Annotated in this window: 16 protein-coding genes and 5 pseudogenes; 9 read left to right on the top strand and 12 right to left on the bottom strand. The window is 58.6% G+C overall.

The annotated features are described in order from the left end of the window. Window positions 1–34 precede the first annotated feature (34 nt). The 10 genes and pseudogenes from L0Z65_RS11800 to sucC all read right to left on the bottom strand — a co-directional run bounded on the left by L0Z65_RS11800 (window position 35) and on the right by sucC (window position 10,816). Window positions 35–349, bottom strand: a complete 315-nt coding sequence (locus L0Z65_RS11800) for an EthD family reductase (protein ID WP_102897718.1) — start codon at window positions 347–349, stop codon at window positions 35–37. Window positions 350–469: 120 nt separating this feature from the next. Beyond that, window positions 470–1,868 (bottom strand): annotated as a pseudogene (gene lpdA, locus L0Z65_RS11795) (dihydrolipoyl dehydrogenase). A gap of 91 nt (window positions 1,869–1,959) precedes the next feature. Beyond that, window positions 1,960–2,351 (bottom strand): annotated as a pseudogene (locus tag L0Z65_RS11790) (MAPEG family protein). Then, on the bottom strand, window positions 2,348–2,875 hold the full coding sequence (locus tag L0Z65_RS11785) for a hypothetical protein (protein ID WP_096870500.1): 528 nt from the start codon (window positions 2,873–2,875) through the stop codon (window positions 2,348–2,350). The pseudogene L0Z65_RS11790 and the gene L0Z65_RS11785 overlap by 4 nt, the downstream one beginning before the upstream one ends. A gap of 16 nt (window positions 2,876–2,891) precedes the next feature. Next, the gene (locus L0Z65_RS11780) at window positions 2,892–3,326 is read right to left on the bottom strand and encodes a hypothetical protein (RefSeq protein WP_040171239.1); all 435 of its coding nucleotides are present in this window, start codon (window positions 3,324–3,326) and stop codon (window positions 2,892–2,894) included. Window positions 3,327–3,333: 7 nt separating this feature from the next. Next, on the bottom strand, window positions 3,334–4,887 hold the full coding sequence (odhB, locus tag L0Z65_RS11775; protein WP_405107815.1) for a 2-oxoglutarate dehydrogenase complex dihydrolipoyllysine-residue succinyltransferase: 1,554 nt from the start codon (window positions 4,885–4,887) through the stop codon (window positions 3,334–3,336). Between the two features lie 6 nt (window positions 4,888–4,893). Next, a pseudogene (locus tag L0Z65_RS11770) lies at window positions 4,894–7,852 on the bottom strand (2-oxoglutarate dehydrogenase E1 component). 264 nt (window positions 7,853–8,116) lie between these two features. Next, entirely contained in the window at window positions 8,117–9,001 is an 885-nt protein-coding gene (gene sucD / locus L0Z65_RS11765; protein ID WP_014873464.1) for a succinate--CoA ligase subunit alpha, read from the bottom strand. 69 nt (window positions 9,002–9,070) lie between these two features. Next, window positions 9,071–9,619: a hypothetical protein gene (locus tag L0Z65_RS11760; RefSeq protein ID WP_123619027.1), complete on the bottom strand. Its 549-nt coding sequence runs from the start codon at window positions 9,617–9,619 to the stop codon at window positions 9,071–9,073. 1 nt (window position 9,620) lies between these two features. Continuing rightward, window positions 9,621–10,816 (bottom strand): annotated as a pseudogene (sucC, locus tag L0Z65_RS11755) (ADP-forming succinate--CoA ligase subunit beta). Between the two features lie 304 nt (window positions 10,817–11,120). Here sucC and L0Z65_RS11750 point away from each other — a divergent pair. After that, window positions 11,121–11,702 (top strand): AAA family ATPase, encoded by a 582-nt coding sequence (locus L0Z65_RS11750; protein ID WP_405107810.1) that lies wholly within the window; start codon window positions 11,121–11,123, stop codon window positions 11,700–11,702. Window positions 11,703–11,806: 104 nt separating this feature from the next. Here L0Z65_RS11750 and mdh read toward each other — a convergent pair whose 3' ends face one another. Then, window positions 11,807–12,769, bottom strand: coding sequence for a malate dehydrogenase (gene mdh, locus L0Z65_RS11745; protein WP_096788526.1), 963 nt, complete (start codon window positions 12,767–12,769; stop codon window positions 11,807–11,809). Between the two features lie 163 nt (window positions 12,770–12,932). On the opposite strand from mdh, the pseudogene L0Z65_RS11740 reads away from it, so the two are divergent. After that, window positions 12,933–13,690: pseudogene (locus tag L0Z65_RS11740) on the top strand (sulfite exporter TauE/SafE family protein). A gap of 111 nt (window positions 13,691–13,801) precedes the next feature. Here the strand turns inward: L0Z65_RS11740 and L0Z65_RS11735 are convergent. After that, on the bottom strand, window positions 13,802–14,131 hold the full coding sequence (locus L0Z65_RS11735; protein ID WP_096707435.1) for a hypothetical protein: 330 nt from the start codon (window positions 14,129–14,131) through the stop codon (window positions 13,802–13,804). Window positions 14,132–14,515: 384 nt separating this feature from the next. On the opposite strand from L0Z65_RS11735, the gene L0Z65_RS11730 reads away from it, so the two are divergent. The 7 genes from L0Z65_RS11730 to sdhC all read left to right on the top strand — a co-directional run bounded on the left by L0Z65_RS11730 (window position 14,516) and on the right by sdhC (window position 19,207). Beyond that, a complete protein-coding gene (locus L0Z65_RS11730) occupies window positions 14,516–15,370 on the top strand; it encodes an HpcH/HpaI aldolase/citrate lyase family protein (RefSeq protein ID WP_405107806.1) in 855 nt (284 codons plus the stop codon). Window positions 15,371–15,405: 35 nt separating this feature from the next. Then, a complete protein-coding gene (locus L0Z65_RS11725) occupies window positions 15,406–15,954 on the top strand; it encodes an NnrU family protein (protein ID WP_405107803.1) in 549 nt (182 codons plus the stop codon). 6 nt (window positions 15,955–15,960) lie between these two features. Then, window positions 15,961–16,164 (top strand): DUF1737 domain-containing protein, encoded by a 204-nt coding sequence (locus L0Z65_RS11720; RefSeq protein WP_040104187.1) that lies wholly within the window; start codon window positions 15,961–15,963, stop codon window positions 16,162–16,164. Next, window positions 16,164–17,195 carry a MaoC family dehydratase gene (locus L0Z65_RS11715; RefSeq protein ID WP_405107799.1) on the top strand — a complete coding sequence of 344 codons (1,032 nt, stop codon included), beginning with the start codon at window positions 16,164–16,166 and terminating at the stop codon, window positions 17,193–17,195. Before L0Z65_RS11720 ends, L0Z65_RS11715 begins: the two co-directional genes overlap by 1 nt. 81 nt (window positions 17,196–17,276) lie before the next feature. Then, a complete protein-coding gene (locus tag L0Z65_RS11710) occupies window positions 17,277–17,909 on the top strand; it encodes a histidine phosphatase family protein (protein WP_405107796.1) in 633 nt (210 codons plus the stop codon). A 32-nt stretch (window positions 17,910–17,941) separates the two neighbouring features. Then, window positions 17,942–18,631: a DUF1194 domain-containing protein gene (locus L0Z65_RS11705; protein ID WP_405107793.1), complete on the top strand. Its 690-nt coding sequence runs from the start codon at window positions 17,942–17,944 to the stop codon at window positions 18,629–18,631. Between the two features lie 192 nt (window positions 18,632–18,823). Next, window positions 18,824–19,207: a succinate dehydrogenase, cytochrome b556 subunit gene (sdhC, locus tag L0Z65_RS11700; protein ID WP_040171217.1), complete on the top strand. Its 384-nt coding sequence runs from the start codon at window positions 18,824–18,826 to the stop codon at window positions 19,205–19,207. Window positions 19,208–19,213 lie beyond the last annotated feature (6 nt).

Here is a 19,213-nt window from a genome sequence, read left to right as displayed (position 1 = left end):
GGACATCGGCAGTTAAGGCGTGAGGTGCCTTCGGTCAGCTCATCAGGACCTGCCCAACAAGGATCTGCGGGCGAATGTTGGTGAAGTTTGCCACATCATCAATGATCGGTCCGCCTTTCTCCGCCATCGCTGTGTCGAGCGTTTCCATATTCGGGAAGGTAATGGTCGCAATCAGCAGAAAGGCAGGCGGTACGTCCGGCCCGCTGGCAATCCCGCGTGAGGCCTCAACCGTGTCCATCAGATCTCCCCAGTGTTCTTCCAATAGGGGGAGATGGGTTTTTTCATAGTAGTTGTAGTCAAAGGTTGCGTCTTCGGATGCGGGGTAGATCACTTGCAGGCTGACGGTCATGGCAGAGGCTCCGGTTCATGAGAAAGCGGCCCACCAGAGGTGGACCGCTTTGGTGTAGGATCTGTCTCTAGCAGGAGGCGGCGGCAGAAAGTACCCCGTTTCCTGTAGACAAAGCCCAGATCAGCTGTGGATCGGACCGTCGCCGCAGGCCAAGGCCGCCTCGCGGACCGCCTCGGAATAGGTCGGATGCGCGTGACAGGTGAGCGCCAGATCCTCGGCAGAGGCGCCGAATTCCATTGCGACGCAGATTTCATGGATCAGGTCGCCAGCGCCCGGACCGATGATGGCGGCCCCCAGAATACGGTCGGTTTCCTTATCCGCGATGAGTTTCACAAAACCACCTTCGGCCTGATGCACGGCCTTGGCGCGGGCATTGCCCATAAACATGAACTTGCCGGTCTTGATCTTGCGACCTTCGGCCTTCAGCGCATCTTCGGTCTGGCCTACGGTGGCCACCTCGGGGGTGGTGTAGACCACGCCGGGGATCACGCCGTAGTTGACATGTCCATGTTTGCCCGCGATCACCTCGGCAACAGCCATGCCTTCGTCCTCGGCCTTATGGGCCAGCATGGGACCTTCGATGACGTCACCGATGGCATAGACACCTTTGACATTGGTGGCCCAATGGGCGTCGGTGGCGATCTGGCCGCGCTCGGTCATCTTGACACCCAGAGCGTCAAGGCCCAGCCCCTCAGCGTAGGGTTTGCGACCGGTGGCGACCAACACCACATCGGCATCAATCACTTCTTCATCGCCGCCTTTTTTCGGCTGATACTTCACCTTTGCCTTGGTTTTGGACGGTTCAACCCCCTGTACCGCAGCCCCCATGATGAAGGTCAGACCCTGCTTTTCGAGGATCCGCTTAAAGCTGCGCTGAACATCCTTGTCCATGCCCGGGCAAACGGCGTCCATATATTCAACCACGGTCACGTCAGATCCCAGACGTGCGTAGACCGATCCCAGTTCCAGGCCGATGACACCAGCACCGATCACAACCATTTTCTTGGGGATCTTCGGCAGGTCCAGCGCGCCGGTGCTGTCCACCACAACCCCCTTGTCGTTATCGACCTCAACGCCTGGCAGCGAGGAGGGCACCGAGCCGGAGGCAATTACGATGTTCTTGGCCTCATGGGTGTCGTCGCCCACCTTGACCTTGCTAGGCCTCGGGAATGGAGGCCCAGCCCTTGATCCAGTCGATCTTGTTCTTCTTGAACAGGAATTCGATACCGCCAGTGTTCTGGCCGATGACCTCTTCCTTGTAGGATTTCATCTGCGGCCAGTCGACCGAGGGACTTTTGCCCTTCAGACCCATATGGGCGAAGTTATGTTCCGCTTCATGCAGCAGATGGGTCGAGTGCAGCAGGGCCTTTGACGGGATACAGCCGACGTTGAGGCAGGTGCCGCCGAGGGTTTCGCGGCCCTCGACCACGGCGGTCTTCAGGCCCAACTGGGCGCAGCGGATGGCGCTGACATAGCCACCGGGGCTAGCGCCGATTACGATGACGTCATAGGATGCCATTTTGATGTGCTCCTTCAGGGTTGAACGGGGAGGGGGCTCTGCCCCCGGCCCTTGCGGGCCTCCCCCGGAGTATTTGGGGAAAAGTGACAGCTCATACCAGCGCTGCGATCAACATAAAGACGGTGGCAAAAAAGCCAACAAACCAGATGATTGAGCGGCCAGGAGACCAGCCCAATGCGTAGGCCTAGGCACGTAGAGCACCCGGGCGGCAAGGTAGACCCAGGCGCAGCCTGCGGTGAATCCGGTGGATTGATTGCTGATCACCACCACGCCGCAGGCGATGGTGAAGAGGATCAGCCCTTCGAAATGGTTTTCCATCGCACGTTTGAAGCGTCCGGCTGTACCTGTCAGGGTGACCGGTGTGTCGCGTGGGCCAAGTGCGATTTTCGGATCCAGTTGGCGATTCGCCGTGATGGCGTATGCGCAGAACTGAAGCGCTTGCAGCAGCGCGGCGAGGGTGAGGGCGGTGAGTTCAGGGGTCATCTTGATCCCTCATAGACTGTCATCAGAAGTTGGATCTGGGCGATCTCCTCGGGGGTGAAATCGCCCGCTGTGCCGCCCACCATAATTTCCTGAAGCACGTACCACTCCGCGTCATTTGCAAGTTTGCCGCGTTTTACGGCCTTATTCATCGTCTTGCGTATCAGGCCGGACTCCGAAAAGAAATCAAACCCGACATCCGCGTGAAACCGGGCGAGGAAAGCGTTGATGTCCTGCACAACCTCCTGCTCGCCGGATTTCATAAACGCATGAAATTCATTGGCAGTGTGGGCGTACCAGCTTTGGACCTCTTTTAGAATTTGCTTGCGATCGCTTTTGCGCGACTGCTGATCATAAAGATCGAGGAAGAAACTCCCGGGCACCACAACGGTGTTGAGGTCCAGCGTTTCCCCCGCTGGGAGCGTGGCTTCCAGCTGAGCAATGCGCCACGTGCGAAAGTAGTCCAGACCTTCGATCAGTCGGACAAGTTCGGCACGTATCTCTATATCTGGTTGAGGAGACGTCATTGTCGCCCTGTTGAGGTCATTGCAGAAGGTTACCTTGCTTTTGTTTAAGCAAGTAGACAATGGCACATGTTGAAACGGAAATCACAACTCCCCAGTAGCCGAAAAACGTCCAAAACATGAAATTTGGCAGCGTTCGACCAAAGGCGGTGGCTTCGAGAACTGAAAGAAATACCAATAGCTGCGAGGCAAGAAATAATGCCGTAAATGCAACCGCCCGTCGCGATCTCAAGAAACTTGAAATCGCGACGCCAGCGCTTGCGACGACGCTGCCAAAGAAACCCGCGAGTGAGAAGACATATGCAATCTCGTTCGAAAGTAGTGCTGGATAACGTTTCTCCGGCATTGGCATAGAAAGAATGTCTGCAGTCCGCGACAACCCGGAAATTGCAAAAATGGCGTAACCAATGATGATTAACCAAAGCAAGATGGGCTTCCCGGACTGCAGTTGCATCGCCTTCTTACAGATCCATCAACAACCGGCGGGGATCTTCCAGCGCTTCTTTGACGCGCACGAGGAAGGTCACAGCGCCTTTGCCGTCGACGATACGGTGGTCATAGGACAGCGCCAGATACATCATCGGGCGGATCTCAACCTTGCCGTTGATCGCCATCGGGCGGTCCTGGATCTTGTGCATGCCGAGGATGCCGGACTGCGGCGGGTTGAGGATCGGCGAGGACATCAGCGAGCCATAGACACCACCGTTGGAGATGGTGAAGGTGCCGCCTTGCATTTCCGCCATGGAGAGCTTGCCGTCACGGGCGCGCGCGCCTTTCTCGGCAATCGCCTTCTCAATATCGGCAAAGGACATCGCATCGGCGTCGCGGATGACCGGAACCACCAGACCCGTGGGCGTGCCTGCGGCGATGCCCATGTGGACGAAGTTCTTGTAGACGATGTCGGTGCCGTCGATCTCGGCGTTGACCTCGGGGACCTCTTTCAACGCGTGGCAGCAGGCCTTGGTGAAGAAGGACATAAAGCCCAGTTTCACGCCGTGCTTCTTCAAGAACAGGTCTTTGTACTCGTTGCGCAGCGCCATCACCTCGGTCATGTCGACCTCATTGTAGGTGGTGAGCATGGCCGCGGTGTTCTGGCTGTCCTTCAGGCGCTTGGCGATGGTCTGGCGCAGGCGGGTCATTTTCACGCGTTCTTCACGGGCGGCGTCATCTGCAGCAACCGGCGCGCGCACAGGTGCGGCCGCTGCTGGGGCCGAAGTGCTGGCAGTCGGTGCAGCTGCGGCGGCCGCCACGGCACGGGTGACGTCGTCCTTCATGATGCGGCCATCGCGACCGCTGCCTTGCACCTGATCGGCGGACAGGCTGGCCTCTGCCATTGCCTTCTCGGCGGAAGGCGCATTGGCAACATCCTTGGCGGGACCGCCCTGGCCTGCGGGGGGCGTGGTATATTGCGCCCCACCTGCGGTTTCATCTTTGGTGGGTGTAGGCGTTACGGCGCCTGCTTCGCCACCTGAGATCACACCCAATTTGGCAGTCGCGTCGACGGTGCTGCCTTCTTCAGCGGTGATTTCGGTCAGGATACCTGCAGTTGGGGCTGGGACTTCGACTGAGACCTTATCCGTTTCCAGCTCGCAGAGCATTTCGTCCTGCGCGACGCTGTCGCCGACCTTCTTAAACCAAGTGGAGACCGTGGCCTCGCTCACGGATTCACCGAGGGTCGGTACCATGACATCGGTGCTGCCACCACCGGCGTTGCCTGTTTCGGCTGCGGGAGCGGATTCGGCCTTGGGGGTGTCCGGGGTGGAGGTGCCGGAGGAGGCGCCTTCAGCAATGGTTGCCAGCAGCGCATCGACGCCGACGGTTTCGCCTTCGGCGGCGACAATCTCACCCAGGGTACCGGCGGCAGGGGCCGGCACCTCAACGGTGACTTTGTCGGTTTCCAGCTCGCAGAGCATTTCGTCTGCGGCAACCGCGTCACCCGGTTTCTTGAACCAGGTGGCGACGGTGGCTTCGGTCACGGATTCGCCCAGGGTGGGCACGCGAACTTCGGTGGTCATGGGGTGTTATCCTTCGATGCTCAGCGCTTCGTTCACGAGCGCAGCTTGTTGGGCTTTGTGTTCGCTGGCCAGGCCCGTTGCGGGCGAAGCCGAGGTGGCGCGACCGACATAGGTCGGGCGGCTGTGCTTGGCGCCGATGCGCGTCAGCACCCATTCGATATTCGGTTCGATGAAGCTCCAGGCGCCCTGATTTTTGGGCTCCTCCTGACACCAGACCACCTCAGCACCTTTGAAGCGCTCAAGCTCCTTCACAAGGGAGATGGCAGGGAATGGATAATATTGTTCAATCCGCATCAGATAGACATCGTCGAGCCCACGGGCGTCGCGTTCTTCCAGAAGGTCATAGTAGACCTTGCCCGAGCAGAGAACGACGCGCTTGATTTTATCATCCGCGACCAGCTTGGTGTCGGAATTGCCATGCTGGGCGTCATCCCACAGCACACGGTGGAAGGACGAACCGGTGGTGAACTCTTCTGCCTTGGACACGGCCAATTTGTGACGCAGCAGCGATTTCGGCGTGACCAGAATCAGCGGCTTGCGGAAGGTGCGGTGCAGCTGGCGGCGCAGGATGTGGAAGTAGTTCGCCGGTGTCGTGCAGTTCGCCACGATCCAGTTATCTTGGCCACACATCTGCAGGAAGCGTTCGAGGCGGGCGGAGGAGTGCTCTGGCCCCTGGCCCTCAAACCCGTGCGGCAGCAGGCAGACCAAGCCGGACATCCGCAGCCATTTGCTTTCGCCGGAGGAGATGAACTGATCGAACATGATCTGCGCACCATTGGCGAAATCACCGAACTGCGCTTCCCAGAGCGTCAGCGCATTGGGTTCGGCGAGTGAATAGCCATACTCGAAGCCGAGCACAGCATACTCGCTGAGGGCCGAGTCGATCACCTCATAATGGGATTGCCCACTGCGGATATTGTTGAGCGGATAGTAACGTTCCTCGGTGTTCTGATTGACGATGCCGGAATGGCGCTGGGAGAATGTACCACGGGTGGCATCCTGTCCGGACAGACGCACCGGATAACCCTCAGTCAGGAGAGAGCCAAAGGCGAGCGCCTCCCCGGTTGCCCAATCAATCCCCTCGCCGCTGTCCACCATCTTGGCGCGTGCGTCCAGGAAACGACCAATGGTCTTGTGGACGGGGAAGCCGTCGGGCACACGGCTGAGCGCCGTGCCCACGTCCTTGAACGTCTCGGGCGACACAGAGGTCTGGCCGCGCTGATAATCGGTGTCCTTCTTGTCGAGGTGTGACCAGCGGCCATCCAGCCAGTCCGCCTTATTCGGCTTGAAGTTTTTGCCAGCCTCGAATTCCTCATTCAGGCGGGCTTGGAACGAGGCTTTCATATCCTCGATCTCGCCCTCGGGGATCAGGCCATCCTTGACCAGACGCTCAGTATAAAGCGACAGGGTTGTTTTGTGGCCTTTGATCTTCTTATACATCAACGGGTTGGTGAACATGGGCTCGTCGCCCTCGTTATGGCCAAACCGGCGGTAGCAGAAGATATCGAGAACGACATCCTTGTGGAATTTCTGGCGGAATTCCGTGGCGACCCTGGCGGCGTGAACCACAGCTTCCGGATCGTCACCGTTGACGTGGAAGATTGGCGCCTCGACCACCAGCGCGTTGTCGGTGGGGTAGGGCGAAGAGCGTGAGAAATGGGGTGCCGTGGTGAAACCGATCTGGTTGTTGACCACGATATGCATCGTGCCGCGCGGCCTTGTGACCACGCAGGCCGGAGAGGGCGAAGCATTCGGCCACAACGCCCTGACCCGCGAAGGCTGCATCACCGTGCAGCAGGATCGGCAGCACCTTGGTGCGCTCGCTATCCTTAAGCTGATCCTGTTTGGCGCGCACTTTACCCAGCACGACCGGGTTCACCGCCTCAAGGTGGGAGGGGTTTGCGGTCAGCGATAGGTGAACGGAGTTGCCATCAAATTCGCGATCCGAGGACGCGCCGAGGTGATATTTCACATCGCCGGAGCCATCGACATCCTCAGGCTTAAAGCTGCCGCCCTGGAATTCGTTGAAAATAGCCTTGTAGGGCTTCTGCATCACATTGGCGAGCACCGACAGGCGACCGCGGTGCGGCATGCCGATGACGATATCGCGGATCCCCAGCGCGCCACCGCGCTTGATGATTTGCTCCATAGCCGGAATGAGGCTCTCGCCACCGTCCAGACCAAAGCGCTTTGTGCCCATGTATTTGACGTGCAGGAATTTCTCGAAACCCTCTGCTTCAACCATTTTGTTGAGGATCGCCTTGCGGCCCTCGCGGGTAAAGCGGATTTCTTTGTCGTAGCCCTCGATCCGCTCCTTCAGCCAGCTGGCCTGTTCGGGATCGGAGATATGCATGTACTGTAGCGCAAAGGTGCCGCAATAGGTCCGCTTCACAATGCTGACGATCTGACGCATCGAGGCGACCTGAAGCCCCAGAACATTGTCGATGAAGATCGGGCGGTCCATGTCCGCTTCGGTGAAGCCATAGGTGCGCGGATCCAGCTCGGGATGCTGGGCTTCCTCGCGCATACCGAGGGGGTCGAGATTGGCGGCCAGGTGGCCACGGATCCGGTAAGCCCGGATCAGCATCAGGGCCCGGATCGAATCCAGCACAGCGCGCTGGACCTGATCATCGGTGACTTCGACGCCCTTGGCGGCGGCCTGGTCCTTGATCTTCTTGCCAGCACCCTTGGCCTCTGCCGGGGCGGGCCACTCGCCCGTCAACGCACCAGTCAGATCATCATTGGGGGCAGGCGGCCAGTCGGCGCGCGCCCAGGAGGGGCCAGCCGCCTCCGCCTTCACATCAAGTTCTGCGTCACCCATCTGCCGAAAGAACTCAGCCCAGGCGGCATCCACCGCGTTGGGATCATTGGCGTATTGGGCATAGAGCTGCTCAAGATACTCAGCATTGTGCCCCTGCATGAAGGAGGAGGCATGGAAGAGTTCGTTAGGGCTCTGGTCGGTCATGTAAGTACCTCTTGCGGGTTGGGACCGGTTCTAGTGCGACCTGGGGTCATGAGTGACAGCCTGATCAGAAGGCGTTTCGGAAGAGTAAAACGCCTCTGGAATCCTGCAGCAGATAAGATCGGCCTCTGGAGGTAACAATCCTATCGACAAAAGGATCCCTGAAACGGGAAGAAGAGCGCCCATGACAGGCGCTCATTTTCCGGACCGACGGTTCAGATCCGTCCGGAAAGTGGTCTTGGATGCCGTATGGGGCAGGCTGTGGCATTACTTGCCGATCGCTTTCAGAACCGCCTCGCCCAGTGTGGCGGGGCTGTCGGCGACGACGATGCCAGCGGATTTCATCGCCTCAATCTTGTCCTCGGCACCACCTTTGCCGCCTGCGACGATTGCGCCAGCGTGACCCATGCGACGGCCCGGAGGGGCTGTGCGGCCTGCGATAAAGCCCGCGATGGGCTTCCAGCGGCCTTTTTTCTTCTGCTCGGCGATGAATTCTGCGGCTTCTTCTTCAGCGGAGCCACCGATCTCACCGATCATGATGATCGACTGGGTCTCATCATCGTTCAGGAACATGTCCAGCACGTCGATGTGCTCGGTGCCCTTGATCGGGTCGCCGCCGATGCCGACAGCGGTGGACTGGCCCAGACCGATGTCTGCGGTCTGCTTCACCGCCTCATAGGTCAGGGTGCCGGAGCGGGAGACAACGCCAACCGAGCCACGCTTATGGATGTGGCCGGGCATGATGCCGATCTTGCAGGCATCAGGCGTAATCACGCCGGGGCAGTTCGGGCCAATGAGACGCGATTTGCTGTCTTCCAGCGCCCGCTTCACTTTCATCATGTCCAGAACCGGGATGCCCTCGGTGATGCAGACAATCAGCTCCATCTCGGCGTCGATGGCCTCAAGGATGGAGTCAGCTGCGAAGGGGGGCGGCACGTAGATCACAGAGGCATTCGCCTCGGTCACATGCTTGGCTTCGTGCACGGAGTTGAAGACCGGCAGGTTAAGGTGGGTCTGGCCACCTTTGCCAGGGGTCACGCCGCCGACCATCTTCGTGCCATAGGCAATGGCCTGTTCGGAGTGGAAGGTGCCCTGCGAGCCGGTGAAGCCCTGACAGATCACTTTGGTGTTTTCGTCGATGAGGACTGCCATTTTAGGAGTCTCCTGTTTCTGAGCGGCTGCGCCGCAAGTTTTTTTTCGAAGCTGCTATTAGCTAGACCTTCAATTCCAATCGCGGATCCAGACCCGCGCATCTGAATTGGTGGTTGATACTCGAAAGCGGCCGCCGATTTCTACTGTTCGTCCGTTCTTGGTGTACTGTTCGGAACTTCCTGAAACAGGCTTCCAACCTTTTTGGGCCATCGCGCGTTGAAAGCTTTTGAGGGCTTTGACACCTATTGTTTCATCTTGAGCAAGAAGCGTCATATCGCACCCCCAACTCGTAGGACGAGCAGAGGTAGCACGCACGTCAATTGTTGGCGCCTTGATCGTCGCATTGTATTTGCCGTGATACAACTTATAAGAGTATGAGTATTTGGATTGATTGAACTCATACCCTGCTTTTGCAAGGTCGTCGGGAGCCCGTTTCTGGTCAACAAATGTCGCACAGAAGTTGGAAATAGCCGGAAGCTCAGCGTCTAGTGAGTAGCTCGATTGAACCCCGCGAAAATTAACCGTTGCAGGCCCTGGTGGGAGGCTGCGCAGATCACTTGTATCTGCGCAGTTAGCCAACGCTAACAGTGCTGCCGAAGAAAGGATGAAGCGTTTCATCTCAGCCCTTAACCGCTTTCACGATTTTCTCGGCACCGTCGGACAGGTTGTCGGCTGCGATGACATCAAGACCGGAGGTGTTGATGATGTCTTTGCTTAAGCTTCCACGTTGGTGCCCTCGAGGCGAACAACCAGCGGGACCTTCAGGCCGACCTCTTTCACTGCGGCGACCACGCCCTCGGCGATGACGTCGCAGCGCATGATGCCGCCGAAGATGTTGACCAGGATGCCTTTGACGTTGGGGTCAGAGGTGATGATCTTGAACGCCTCGGTCACTTTCTCCTTGGTGGCGCCGCCGCCAACATCAAGGAAGTTCGCAGGCTCAGCGCCGTAGAGTTTGATGATGTCCATGGTGGCCATCGCCAGACCTGCGCCGTTCACCATGCAGCCGATCTCACCGTCCAGAGCGATGTAGTTCAGATCGTATTTGGAGGCTTCCAGCTCCTTGGGGTCTTCCTCGGTGGTGTCGCGCAGTTCGGAGATATCAGCGTGGCGGTAAACCGCGTTGCCGTCAAAGCCGACCTTGGCGTCCAGCACCTTCAGATCGCCGGTGTCGGAGACGATCAGCGGGTTGATTTCCAGCATTTCCATGTCTTTTTCGACAAATGCCTTGTAGAGTTGGCCCATCAGTTTGACGCATTGCTTGACCTGTGCGCCTTCAAGACCGAGCGAGAAAGCGATGCGGCGGCCGTGGAACGCCTGATAGCCAGTTGCCGGATCAACAGAGAAGGAGAGGATTTTCTCGGGGGTCGCTTCGGCCACTTCCTCGATGTCCATGCCGCCCTCGGTGGAGCAGACGAAGGAGATGCGCGAGGTTTGGCGATCCACCAGCAGCGCGAGATAAAGTTCGGTCTGAATGCCGGAACCTGCCTCGATGTAGATGCGGTTCACCTGCTTGCCGACGGGGCCGGTCTGATGGGTCACGAGGGTGCGGCCCAGCATTTTCTTGGCTTCGTCAGCGGCTTCTTCAACCGATTTGGTCAGGCGCACGCCGCCTTTTTCGCCCGCATCAGCCTCCTTGAAGGAGCCCTTGCCGCGACCACCAGCGTGGATCTGAGCTTTGACCACCCAGAGCGGGCCGTCCAGCTCACCTGCTGCGGTTTTGGCATCTTCTGCCTTGAGCACCACACGCCCGTCCGAAACCGGCGCGCCGTAGCTGCGGAGGAGGGCCTTGGCCTGATATTCGTGGATGTTCATCTGAAACTGTCCCGTCTGGCTGCAATTATCTTGATCTAATACGCCGTCATAGCGCCAATGTTTAAAGGGTTTTCTTACAGCTGGTAAAGAAATCCCGAAGATTTATTGATTTTGTGATCACGGCTTTCCGACGTGTGATCACAAATTTACAAGAGGTGAACGAAGTTGATTCGATAAGAGCGGTTTTGATCAACTCCGACCCTACGTTACACTGATGCGGCATCTATCTGGTTAAGGCGTAACTGATTGGGGTGCGGCGGTGCCGCGTGGTCCGGAGCCACATGATGGGCTGGAAAATAGTGGGATGCCGACTGCAAAGGAAGTCTGGAGCACCGATATGACTGCCGACATCAAGACACGGCATGTGATCCTTTCCGGGTGTTCCGGCGGGGGGAAATCAACGCTGCTGGCAGAGCTGTCGGGGCGGGGATTTGAGACCGTGCCGGAGCCGGGTCTCCGGATCGTCGCGCAAGAGATGCGTGGTGCGGGGGCGGCGCTTCCTTGGGTGAATATGGAGGCCTTCGCCCGGCGCGCCATCGAACTGGCGCGCGCAGATCGGCAACGGATGACAACTGCAATGGGCTGGGTGTTCTTTGATCGTGGATTGGTGGATGCCGTCCTGGCACTTGACCATGCCTGCGGGCTCTCGGTTGCGGCCACTCTGGATCCTGCCGAGCGCTATTGTGATGTGGTCTTTCTGACGCCGCCCTGGTCGGAAATCTATCGGCAGACTGCGGAGCGGCGACACAGCTACGCGCAGGCGCGTGAGGAATACACCCGGCTGCGGGCGGGGTATCAGATGCTCGGCTATGATATCGTTATTTTGCCGAAGACCGACGTCGTGGCGCGGGCGGATTTCATTTTGGCGCGCCTTGGCGGTACGTGAGCAAGCGTGCAGCGGTGCTAAAGATGCGTCCTTAAGAAACTGCAAAGGAAAAGGCCCGCCAATTGGACGGACCTTCAAGGAATTCACAGTGTCTTGGCCAGATCTTAGGCCAGCGAGCCGTCGATACCTTTGCAGGCCTCAACCAGGCCTTTGACCGCGTTGACGGAGTTGTCGAACATGGTCTGCTCATCCGAGGTCATTTTGATGTCGATCACACGTTCGATGCCGCCAGCACCGATCACGGTCGGCACGCCTACATACATGCCTTTGAGGCCGAGGGCGCCATCAACGTAGGCGGCGCAGGGCAGGACGCGTTTCTGATCCTTGAGGTAGGCTTCGGCCATCTCAATCGCGGAGGTGGCAGGTGCGTAGAAGGCGGAGCCGGTTTTCAGCAGGCCGACGATCTCAGCGCCACCATCGCGGGTACGCTGGACAATCGCGTCCAGTTTCTCCTGGCTGGTCCAGCCCATCTTGACCAGATCAGGCAGCGGGATACCGGCAACGGTCGAGTAGCGAGTCAGCGGCACCATGGTGTCGCCGTGGCCGCCCAGAACAAATGCGGTGACGTCTTTCATGGAAACGTTGAATTCTTCTGCCAGGAAGTGGCGGAAGCGGGCGCTGTCCAGCACACCTGCCATGCCGCAGACTTTCTCGTGGGGTAGGCCGGAGAACTCGCGCAGAGCCCAGACCATTGCATCGAGAGGGTTGGTGATGCAGATCACAAATGCCTCCGGTGCGTGGTCACGGATGCCCTCACCGACGGATTTCATGACCTTGAGGTTGATGCCCAGAAGGTCGTCGCGGCTCATGCCGGGCTTGCGCGGCACACCGGCCGTCACGATGCAGACGTCTGCACCAGCGATATCCTCGTAGGATTGGGTGCCCTTTAGCTTGGCGTCAAAGCCTTCGGAAGGACCGGATTCAGCGATGTCGAGCGCCTTGCCTTCGGGGGTGCCTTCGGCAATGTCGAACAGGACGACGTCGCCGAGTTCTTTCAGTGCTGCGAGGTGGGCAAGTGTGCCACCGATCTGACCTGCGCCAATCAGGGCGATTTTGGGTCGAGCCATTGGAATTTATCTCCGGTCCGGTTGTGATTGCCGGGAGGACTAAGCCGTTCCGTGGCGTGGCGCAAGATCCCTGCGCGGCGAAGGCCGATGTGCCGCAGACTGTTCAAATCGGACAGATGCGTTTAAAAAACCGACATATGAGGCACTTAGAGGGATTTCTCAGATGCCTGAGATTACAGTGATGTTTTTTCTGGTAGCGGTTTTAGCAATTACGTTTGCTGGTGTTTCCAAGGCCGGTTTTGGATCGGGCGCGGCCTTTGCGTCGTCTTCGATTCTCGCTCTGATTGTAGAACCGGGCGTGGCGCTTGCTTTCATGTTGCCTCTGTTGATGTTGATCGATGTCGCCTCGCTGCGGCCCTATTGGGGGCGCTGGCGGCTGCGGGAGTCGCTCTTGTTGATCCTCGGCGGTTTGCCTGGCGTCGCATTGGGGGCGGTGTTCTACAAATCCGTCGACGCCGATGCGATGCGGATATTGATTGGTGTCATCTCGGTCGCGTTTGTGGCCTGGCAGCTGTCCGGGCGGTTGAGGGCACGATTGGCCAAGCCGCGCGAAAAGGCGGATGTGACCGGGATTGTGGTAAGCGTGGTTGCCGGGTTTACAAGTTTCGTAAGCCACGCTGGTGGGCCATGCGGCTGGCTGTCTATCTGCTTGGACGCAATATGAGCAAAACAGAATATCAAGCCTCGACGGTGTTGGTGTTCGGTATTCTGAATGCGGCAAAGTTCGTCCCCTATGCGATGCTGGGGATGGTGACGCACGCGTCATTGACGCTGGATCTGATGTTGGCGCCCTTTGCCCTGCTGGGGGCTTGGATCGGGGTCCGCTTACATCACAGGGTATCTGAGCCGGTCTTTTTTGGTCTGACCTATGTGCTGTTGGTTACCACCGGGACAAAGCTGATCTGGGACGGGCTGACCTGAGCGGGGGCGGATCTTGGGCTGCTGGCAGAGGGCCGTTGTCACGCGGCCCCTCTGCTGAGCTGGCCAGATCGGATGCCTCATCCCTAAGGCTCACCTTGCGAGGAAGCTTGCTCAGGCGTCACTGTCGACGACTGGTAAGGCCTCGGCCAGAAACTCATAAGACTGGCCCGAGGCCACAAGACAGGTCACGCCGCCGGGGGTGGTGATCGTGATGGTCCAGCTGCCGGTATCCGCCGAGGCGAATGTTTCCATCACCACGCCGCGCTGGCCGATGCCAATGCTCTGCCGACTTTCGCCGTAGCGTTCGGCAAGGCGTTTCACCACTTGATCGCGGGGCGCGCAGTTGTTGCTGGTCTGTGCGACAGCGGGCAGTGCCATCAGGGCGAGTGCTGCCAAAGCGGCGCTTTTGAGGACTGCAAGTTCAAACGTCTTCTTCAACATGGGTTTTACCCTTTCCGGAAGATCCGGCGGTGGGCTTGCCCTTCGGGTCATTTGATCAGACCCGGACAGGGTGTGCGCCGTGCCGGTATCGCGTCATCGTCTGCACGGGCTGCTGCGCCCGCTCCCGGATGTATGATGCCGTTTTGGTTCGATCCTCATCCGGTGCAATCAGAGTGACGAAAAGAAGCTGACATCCTCTTAACGGCCCGTTCTTGGGGGTTGGAGGCAGTAATAATGACTATTTATCAGAGCTTTAGTGTGATTACAGCGCTTCTCTCTTGCTGTGCTGAGACGACTTATTCTGCGGTGCGGCATCATTTCACTTGAAAGCTTACTTTCAATTATGTAGCCGTTTGCGCAACAAAATGACTCAGGAGATTTCTCATGGATCCGCGCACACGCCCCTATCGGTCGGTTCTGTATATCCCGGGGTCCAAGCCTCGCGCGCTGGACAAGGCCCGCAATCTGCCGGTGGATGCGATCATCTTTGATCTTGAGGACGCGGTCTCGGCGGATGAGAAAGAAAACGCCCGCCAGACTTTGGAAGAGGCGCTGCGCGAAGGGGACTATGGGGCGCGGATGAAGATTGTTCGGATCAACGGATTGGATACCGAATGGGGACGCGCTGACGCTGCGGCTGCGGCCAAGATGGACTGTGATGCGATCCTGTTGCCCAAAGTCTCCTCTCCAGCAGATCTGGACACTCTGGCAGCCATCACAGGGAATAAACCGCTGTGGGCGATGATGGAAACTCCGCGCGGCATGTTGAACGCCGCGGCCATCGCCGCGCATCCGCTATTGCAAGGCATGGTGATGGGGACCAATGATCTGGCGAAGGAGCTGCAGGTGCGCTTTCGTCCGGATCGCTTACCGTTGATGGCGGGGCTGGGGCAGTGTCTGTTGGCGGCCAAGGCGGAAGGTGTGGTCATTGTCGACGGGGTCTATAACGCCTTTAAGGATGCCGAAGGGTTGGAAGCTGAGTGTAGTCAGGGCCGCGACATGGGGTTTGATGGCAAGACATTGGTCCATCCCGCGCAGGTGGATGTGGCAAATGTCGCCTTCGCCCCTTCCGAGGACGAGATTGACCTCGCGCGACGTCAGATCGCGGCGTTTGACGCCGCAGAGGCAGAGGGGCAGGGTGTGGCTGTTGTGGATGGCAAGATTGTCGAGAACCTGCACGTGGTCACTGCCCGCGAAATTCTTGCAAAAGCGGATGCAATCGCAGCAGTTTCAGCCTAGGCGTTGGGTCGGTCATAATTCTTTGGGAGACTGACATGGCATTGTTGCTTCTAGGCATCCTGATTTGGTGGGGCGCCCATTTTTTGAAACGTGTGGCGCCGGATGCGCGCGCGGCTCTTGGTGATCGTGGCAAGGGGCTGATTGCGCTTATCCTGCTGGCGAGCGTGGTCCTGATGGTGATTGGCTACCGCAGTGCGGAGTCGTTTGATCTGGCCCTGCCGCCGCCGTTTTTCACACATATCAACAACACGTTGATGCTGTTGGCGCTCTACTTCACCAGCCCTGGTCCCAGCAAAGGTGCGCTGTTTTACAAACTCCGCCATCCCATGTTGCTGGGCTTTGCGATGTGGGCGGTCGCACATCTGCTGGTAAACTGGGATCCGGCCTCCTTTGTGCTCTTTGGGAGCATGCTGATCTGGGCGCTGGCGGAAATGGTTGTGATCAACCGCGCTGAGCCAGTCTGGACAGCAAACCAAAAGGGCAGCCTTTCCAAGGATGCCATGTTCTTTGTCGCGTCGATCGTCCTATTGGGTGTGATCGGCTATGTTCACGGGCTGATCGGCCCCTCGCCGTTTCCGGGGTAATCACTGATGAAACTCTATCGTTTTCTGTCTGAGGACGACACCTCGGCGTTCTGTCACAAGGTGACCGATGCGCTGAACAAAGGGTGGGAGCTCTACGGAAGTCCGACCCAGACTTTCGACCCCGTGAAGGGGATCATGCGCTGCGGTCAATCTGTGGTGAAAGAGGTGCCCGGCACCTATACCCCCGAGACCAAACTGGGAGAGCACTAATGGCCAAGACCAATCCGGGCCGCTTCTTTGAGGACTATGCCGTTGGCGATGTGTTGCATCATGCGGTGCCGCGCACAGTCTCGGGGGGGGAGCGCGCATTGTATCACGCGCTCTACCCGGCACGGCATGCGCTCTACTCCTCGGATGAATTTGCGCGCGGATGTGGTCTGGCGGGCGCGCCGCTAGAGGATCTGGCGGCGTTCCACATGGTCTTTGGAAAGACCGTTCCGGATGTTTCGTTGAATGCGGTGGCAAACCTTGGCTATGCCGAAGGGCGCTGGCATCTGCCGGTCTATGCCGGAGATACCCTGCGCGCCGAAAGCGAAGTGATTGGGGTCAAACAGAATTCCAACGGCAAATCCGGTGTCGTCTATGTTCGCACACGTGGCCTCAACCAGCGGGGTGACTGCGTGCTGGACTATGTGCGCTGGGTCATGGTGCGTAAAGGCAACCCGGAGGCGCCCGCGCCTGAGACCTGTATCCCCGAACTCACCCGGGTGATCCCGGCTGAGGATCTGGTCATTCCCGAAGGGCTGGATTTCTCCAGCTATGATTTCACGCTCGCGGGGGAACCGCACCGCTGGGGCGACTATGCGGTGGGGGAACAGATTGATCACATCGACGGTGTCACGGTGGAAGAGGCCGAGCATATGCTCGCAACCCGGCTATGGCAGAACACGGCCAAGGTTCACTTTGACACCACCGCTCGGCCGGATGGATCGCGGCTGATCTACGGCGGGCATGTGATCTCCATGGCGCGGGCGTTGTCCTTCAACGGCTTGGCCAATGCCCAGATGATTGTTGGATTGAACGGGGGCGCGCATGCAAACCCCTGCACATCCGGCATGACAATCCGTGCCTGGTCGGAGGTGCTGGACAAGGTTGAAACCCGCGCGCCCGGCGTCGGGGCGATCCGCTTGCGACTGGTCGCGACCAACGGCGGTGCTCCCTTCCGGCTGAAAGGGGACGATGGCAAATATCACCCGGAGGTTCTGCTGGATCTCGACTATTGGGCATTAATGCCTTTGTGATAACAGCTGGCGGAGGCGGTTTCTGTTTCGAAATCGGCCTTGGCTGGAACCTTCTCACAGGCGAAGCGATGTGCAAAAGCCATGAACATAGGTGATCCGGGAACAGTTCTTTACATCTCGCATCCGCAGGTGACGGTTGACGCAACAGTTGCGGTGCCGGATTGGGGTTTGTCCGACGTCGGGGCCTTGCGTGTGGCGGAACTGGCGCAGCGCTTCGCTCGGTTGCAGATGGGAGGAAAGGCGGCGGTGATCTCCAGCGCTGAGCGCAAAGCCGTCGAGACCGCCGCGCCACTGGCGGCAGCACTTGGGGCTGCGGTCGACCAGCGCAGGGGGCTGCATGAAAACGACCGAACCAGCACGGGCTATCTGCCAGTAGCCGCATTTGAAGAGCATGCAGATGCGTTTTTTGCGAGTCCCTTGCAATCAGTGCGCGGTTGGGAGCGGGCGGTGGATGCGCAAGACCGCATCTTGCGGGAGATATGCGCCCTCGAGGCGGACTACCCGGACAGCGCGTTGATTGTCTGTGGCCATGGTGCAGTGGGTACTTTGCTTTTCTGTGCCTTGGCGGGGGTGGAGATTGATCGATGTTGGGATCAGCCAGCTGGTGGGGGCAATTGGTTTGCCTTCGATCGATACAGCCGGAAACCATGTGACCATTGGGCGCCGATCGAGACCCTGTTTGCGGATGGCGCAACTGGGTGCGGAAAACAATAGGGATGCGGGTCGGTTTTCGCTAAGCTCAAGATATGCGGATCCTTCGACTGATGGTTTTCATGCTTTTTGCTCAGGTGCCGATACCGGCGCGCGCCTGTGATCTGGCATTGGTGCTGGCAGTGGATGTCTCAGGCAGCGTCGACGTCGAAGAATACCGCACACAGATGGAAGGCCTGGCTGCAGCATTGCAGGATGGCGTCGTGGCGGAGGCATTGGTGCGCGCGCAGGCGCGGGTGGCATTGATGCAGTGGTCAGGCAGCGGTCGTCAGGAGATCACGCTCAGCTGGCGGCATGCTTCGGACTTTCGAGCCTTGGACCAGCTGGCGGCTGATATCGCGGCGGCGCCGCGGCCCTGGCGCAACTATGCAACGGGCATAGGAGAGGCGCTGCAGCTGGCCATTGAGCAGTTTCAAACCGTACCCGGATGCCGCCGCCGAGTGATTGATGTTTCTGGCGACGGACCGTCCAACGAGGGGGTGGAGCCAACCGCCATCCGGGGCGCGCTCAGCGCCGCTGGCGTCACGGTGAATGCTTTGGCCATTGAGGAGAGCGAGCCGGATCTGACGGCCTATTTCTTTGAGCAGGTCATTCATGGAGCGGGCGCCTTTGTGCAGACGGCAGCAGGGTTTGAGGACTATCCGGAAGCGATCCGTAAAAAGCTGTTACGTGAAGTGGCGCAGCAGAACGCGGAATTGAGCAGCTTTCTCCCGACGATCCCATAAATTCGCGAACACCATGTGATTCTGTAAGGATTCTCGTGTATCCTGTTTTGTGATCACTTACCGGAAGCGTGTGATCACATATTGCTGTTTTCGCGGCATTCTTAAAAATAACTGCGCATTTTTACCGCTCGTTTGCGTGACAGGACGTAAAAAACCTCTAAAACGTCGTCAGCTAACCGGAAAGGAGCCAACATGGCCGATGTAAATCGGGGCAACCGCCCGCTTTCGCCACATTTGCAGGTCTATCGCCCGCAGATCACTTCGATCACCTCGATCCTGACGCGGATTACGGGCAATGCCCTTATCGTGAGCGCGTTGCTGATCGCCTGGTGGTTCCTGGCGGCGGCAACCTCTGAAGACTACTTCCGCACTGCCAATGCTGTAATGACCAGCTGGTTCGGCGACATCGTGATGAGCCTGTCGGTGCTTGGCCTTTGGTATCACACGCTGGCCGGTGTGCGTCACCTGATCTGGGACAATGGCAAGATGCTGGATCTGGAACCTGCGCAGAAACTGGGCTGGTTCGTCATTGTCGGGTCGGTTGTCCTGACTGTCCTCACCCTTGTTATCGTTTGATCTGAA

Source organism: Phaeobacter sp. BS52 (assembly GCF_045040595.1).
Classification (GTDB): Bacteria; Pseudomonadota; Alphaproteobacteria; order Rhodobacterales; family Rhodobacteraceae; genus Phaeobacter; species Phaeobacter piscinae.
The sequence above is the reverse complement of the archived record's forward strand: the minus strand, read 5'-3'. Positions and strand labels throughout refer to the sequence as shown.

What these genes read in the sequence shown, in the direction of transcription:
- L0Z65_RS11720 (WP_040104187.1), top strand. Translation starts at nt 15,961, where the DNA reads ATGAAACTCTATCGTTTTCTGTCTGAGGACGACACCTCGGCGTTCTGT.
- L0Z65_RS11750 (WP_405107810.1), top strand. Translation starts at nt 11,121, where the DNA reads ATGCCGACTGCAAAGGAAGTCTGGAGCACCGATATGACTGCCGACATC.
- odhB (WP_405107815.1), bottom strand. Translation starts at nt 4,887, where the DNA reads ATGACCACCGAAGTTCGCGTGCCCACCCTGGGCGAATCCGTGACCGAA.
- sucD (WP_014873464.1), bottom strand. Translation starts at nt 9,001, where the DNA reads ATGGCAGTCCTCATCGACGAAAACACCAAAGTGATCTGTCAGGGCTTC.
- mdh (WP_096788526.1), bottom strand. Translation starts at nt 12,769, where the DNA reads ATGGCTCGACCCAAAATCGCCCTGATTGGCGCAGGTCAGATCGGTGGC.
- L0Z65_RS11780 (WP_040171239.1), bottom strand. Translation starts at nt 3,326, where the DNA reads ATGCAACTGCAGTCCGGGAAGCCCATCTTGCTTTGGTTAATCATCATT.
- L0Z65_RS11725 (WP_405107803.1), top strand. Translation starts at nt 15,406, where the DNA reads ATGGCATTGTTGCTTCTAGGCATCCTGATTTGGTGGGGCGCCCATTTT.
- L0Z65_RS11730 (WP_405107806.1), top strand. Translation starts at nt 14,516, where the DNA reads ATGGATCCGCGCACACGCCCCTATCGGTCGGTTCTGTATATCCCGGGG.
- L0Z65_RS11800 (WP_102897718.1), bottom strand. Translation starts at nt 349, where the DNA reads ATGACCGTCAGCCTGCAAGTGATCTACCCCGCATCCGAAGACGCAACC.
- L0Z65_RS11710 (WP_405107796.1), top strand. Translation starts at nt 17,277, where the DNA reads ATGAACATAGGTGATCCGGGAACAGTTCTTTACATCTCGCATCCGCAG.
- L0Z65_RS11735 (WP_096707435.1), bottom strand. Translation starts at nt 14,131, where the DNA reads ATGTTGAAGAAGACGTTTGAACTTGCAGTCCTCAAAAGCGCCGCTTTG.
- L0Z65_RS11785 (WP_096870500.1), bottom strand. Translation starts at nt 2,875, where the DNA reads ATGACGTCTCCTCAACCAGATATAGAGATACGTGCCGAACTTGTCCGA.
- L0Z65_RS11715 (WP_405107799.1), top strand. Translation starts at nt 16,164, where the DNA reads ATGGCCAAGACCAATCCGGGCCGCTTCTTTGAGGACTATGCCGTTGGC.
- sdhC (WP_040171217.1), top strand. Translation starts at nt 18,824, where the DNA reads ATGGCCGATGTAAATCGGGGCAACCGCCCGCTTTCGCCACATTTGCAG.
- L0Z65_RS11705 (WP_405107793.1), top strand. Translation starts at nt 17,942, where the DNA reads ATGCGGATCCTTCGACTGATGGTTTTCATGCTTTTTGCTCAGGTGCCG.
- L0Z65_RS11760 (WP_123619027.1), bottom strand. Translation starts at nt 9,619, where the DNA reads ATGAAACGCTTCATCCTTTCTTCGGCAGCACTGTTAGCGTTGGCTAAC.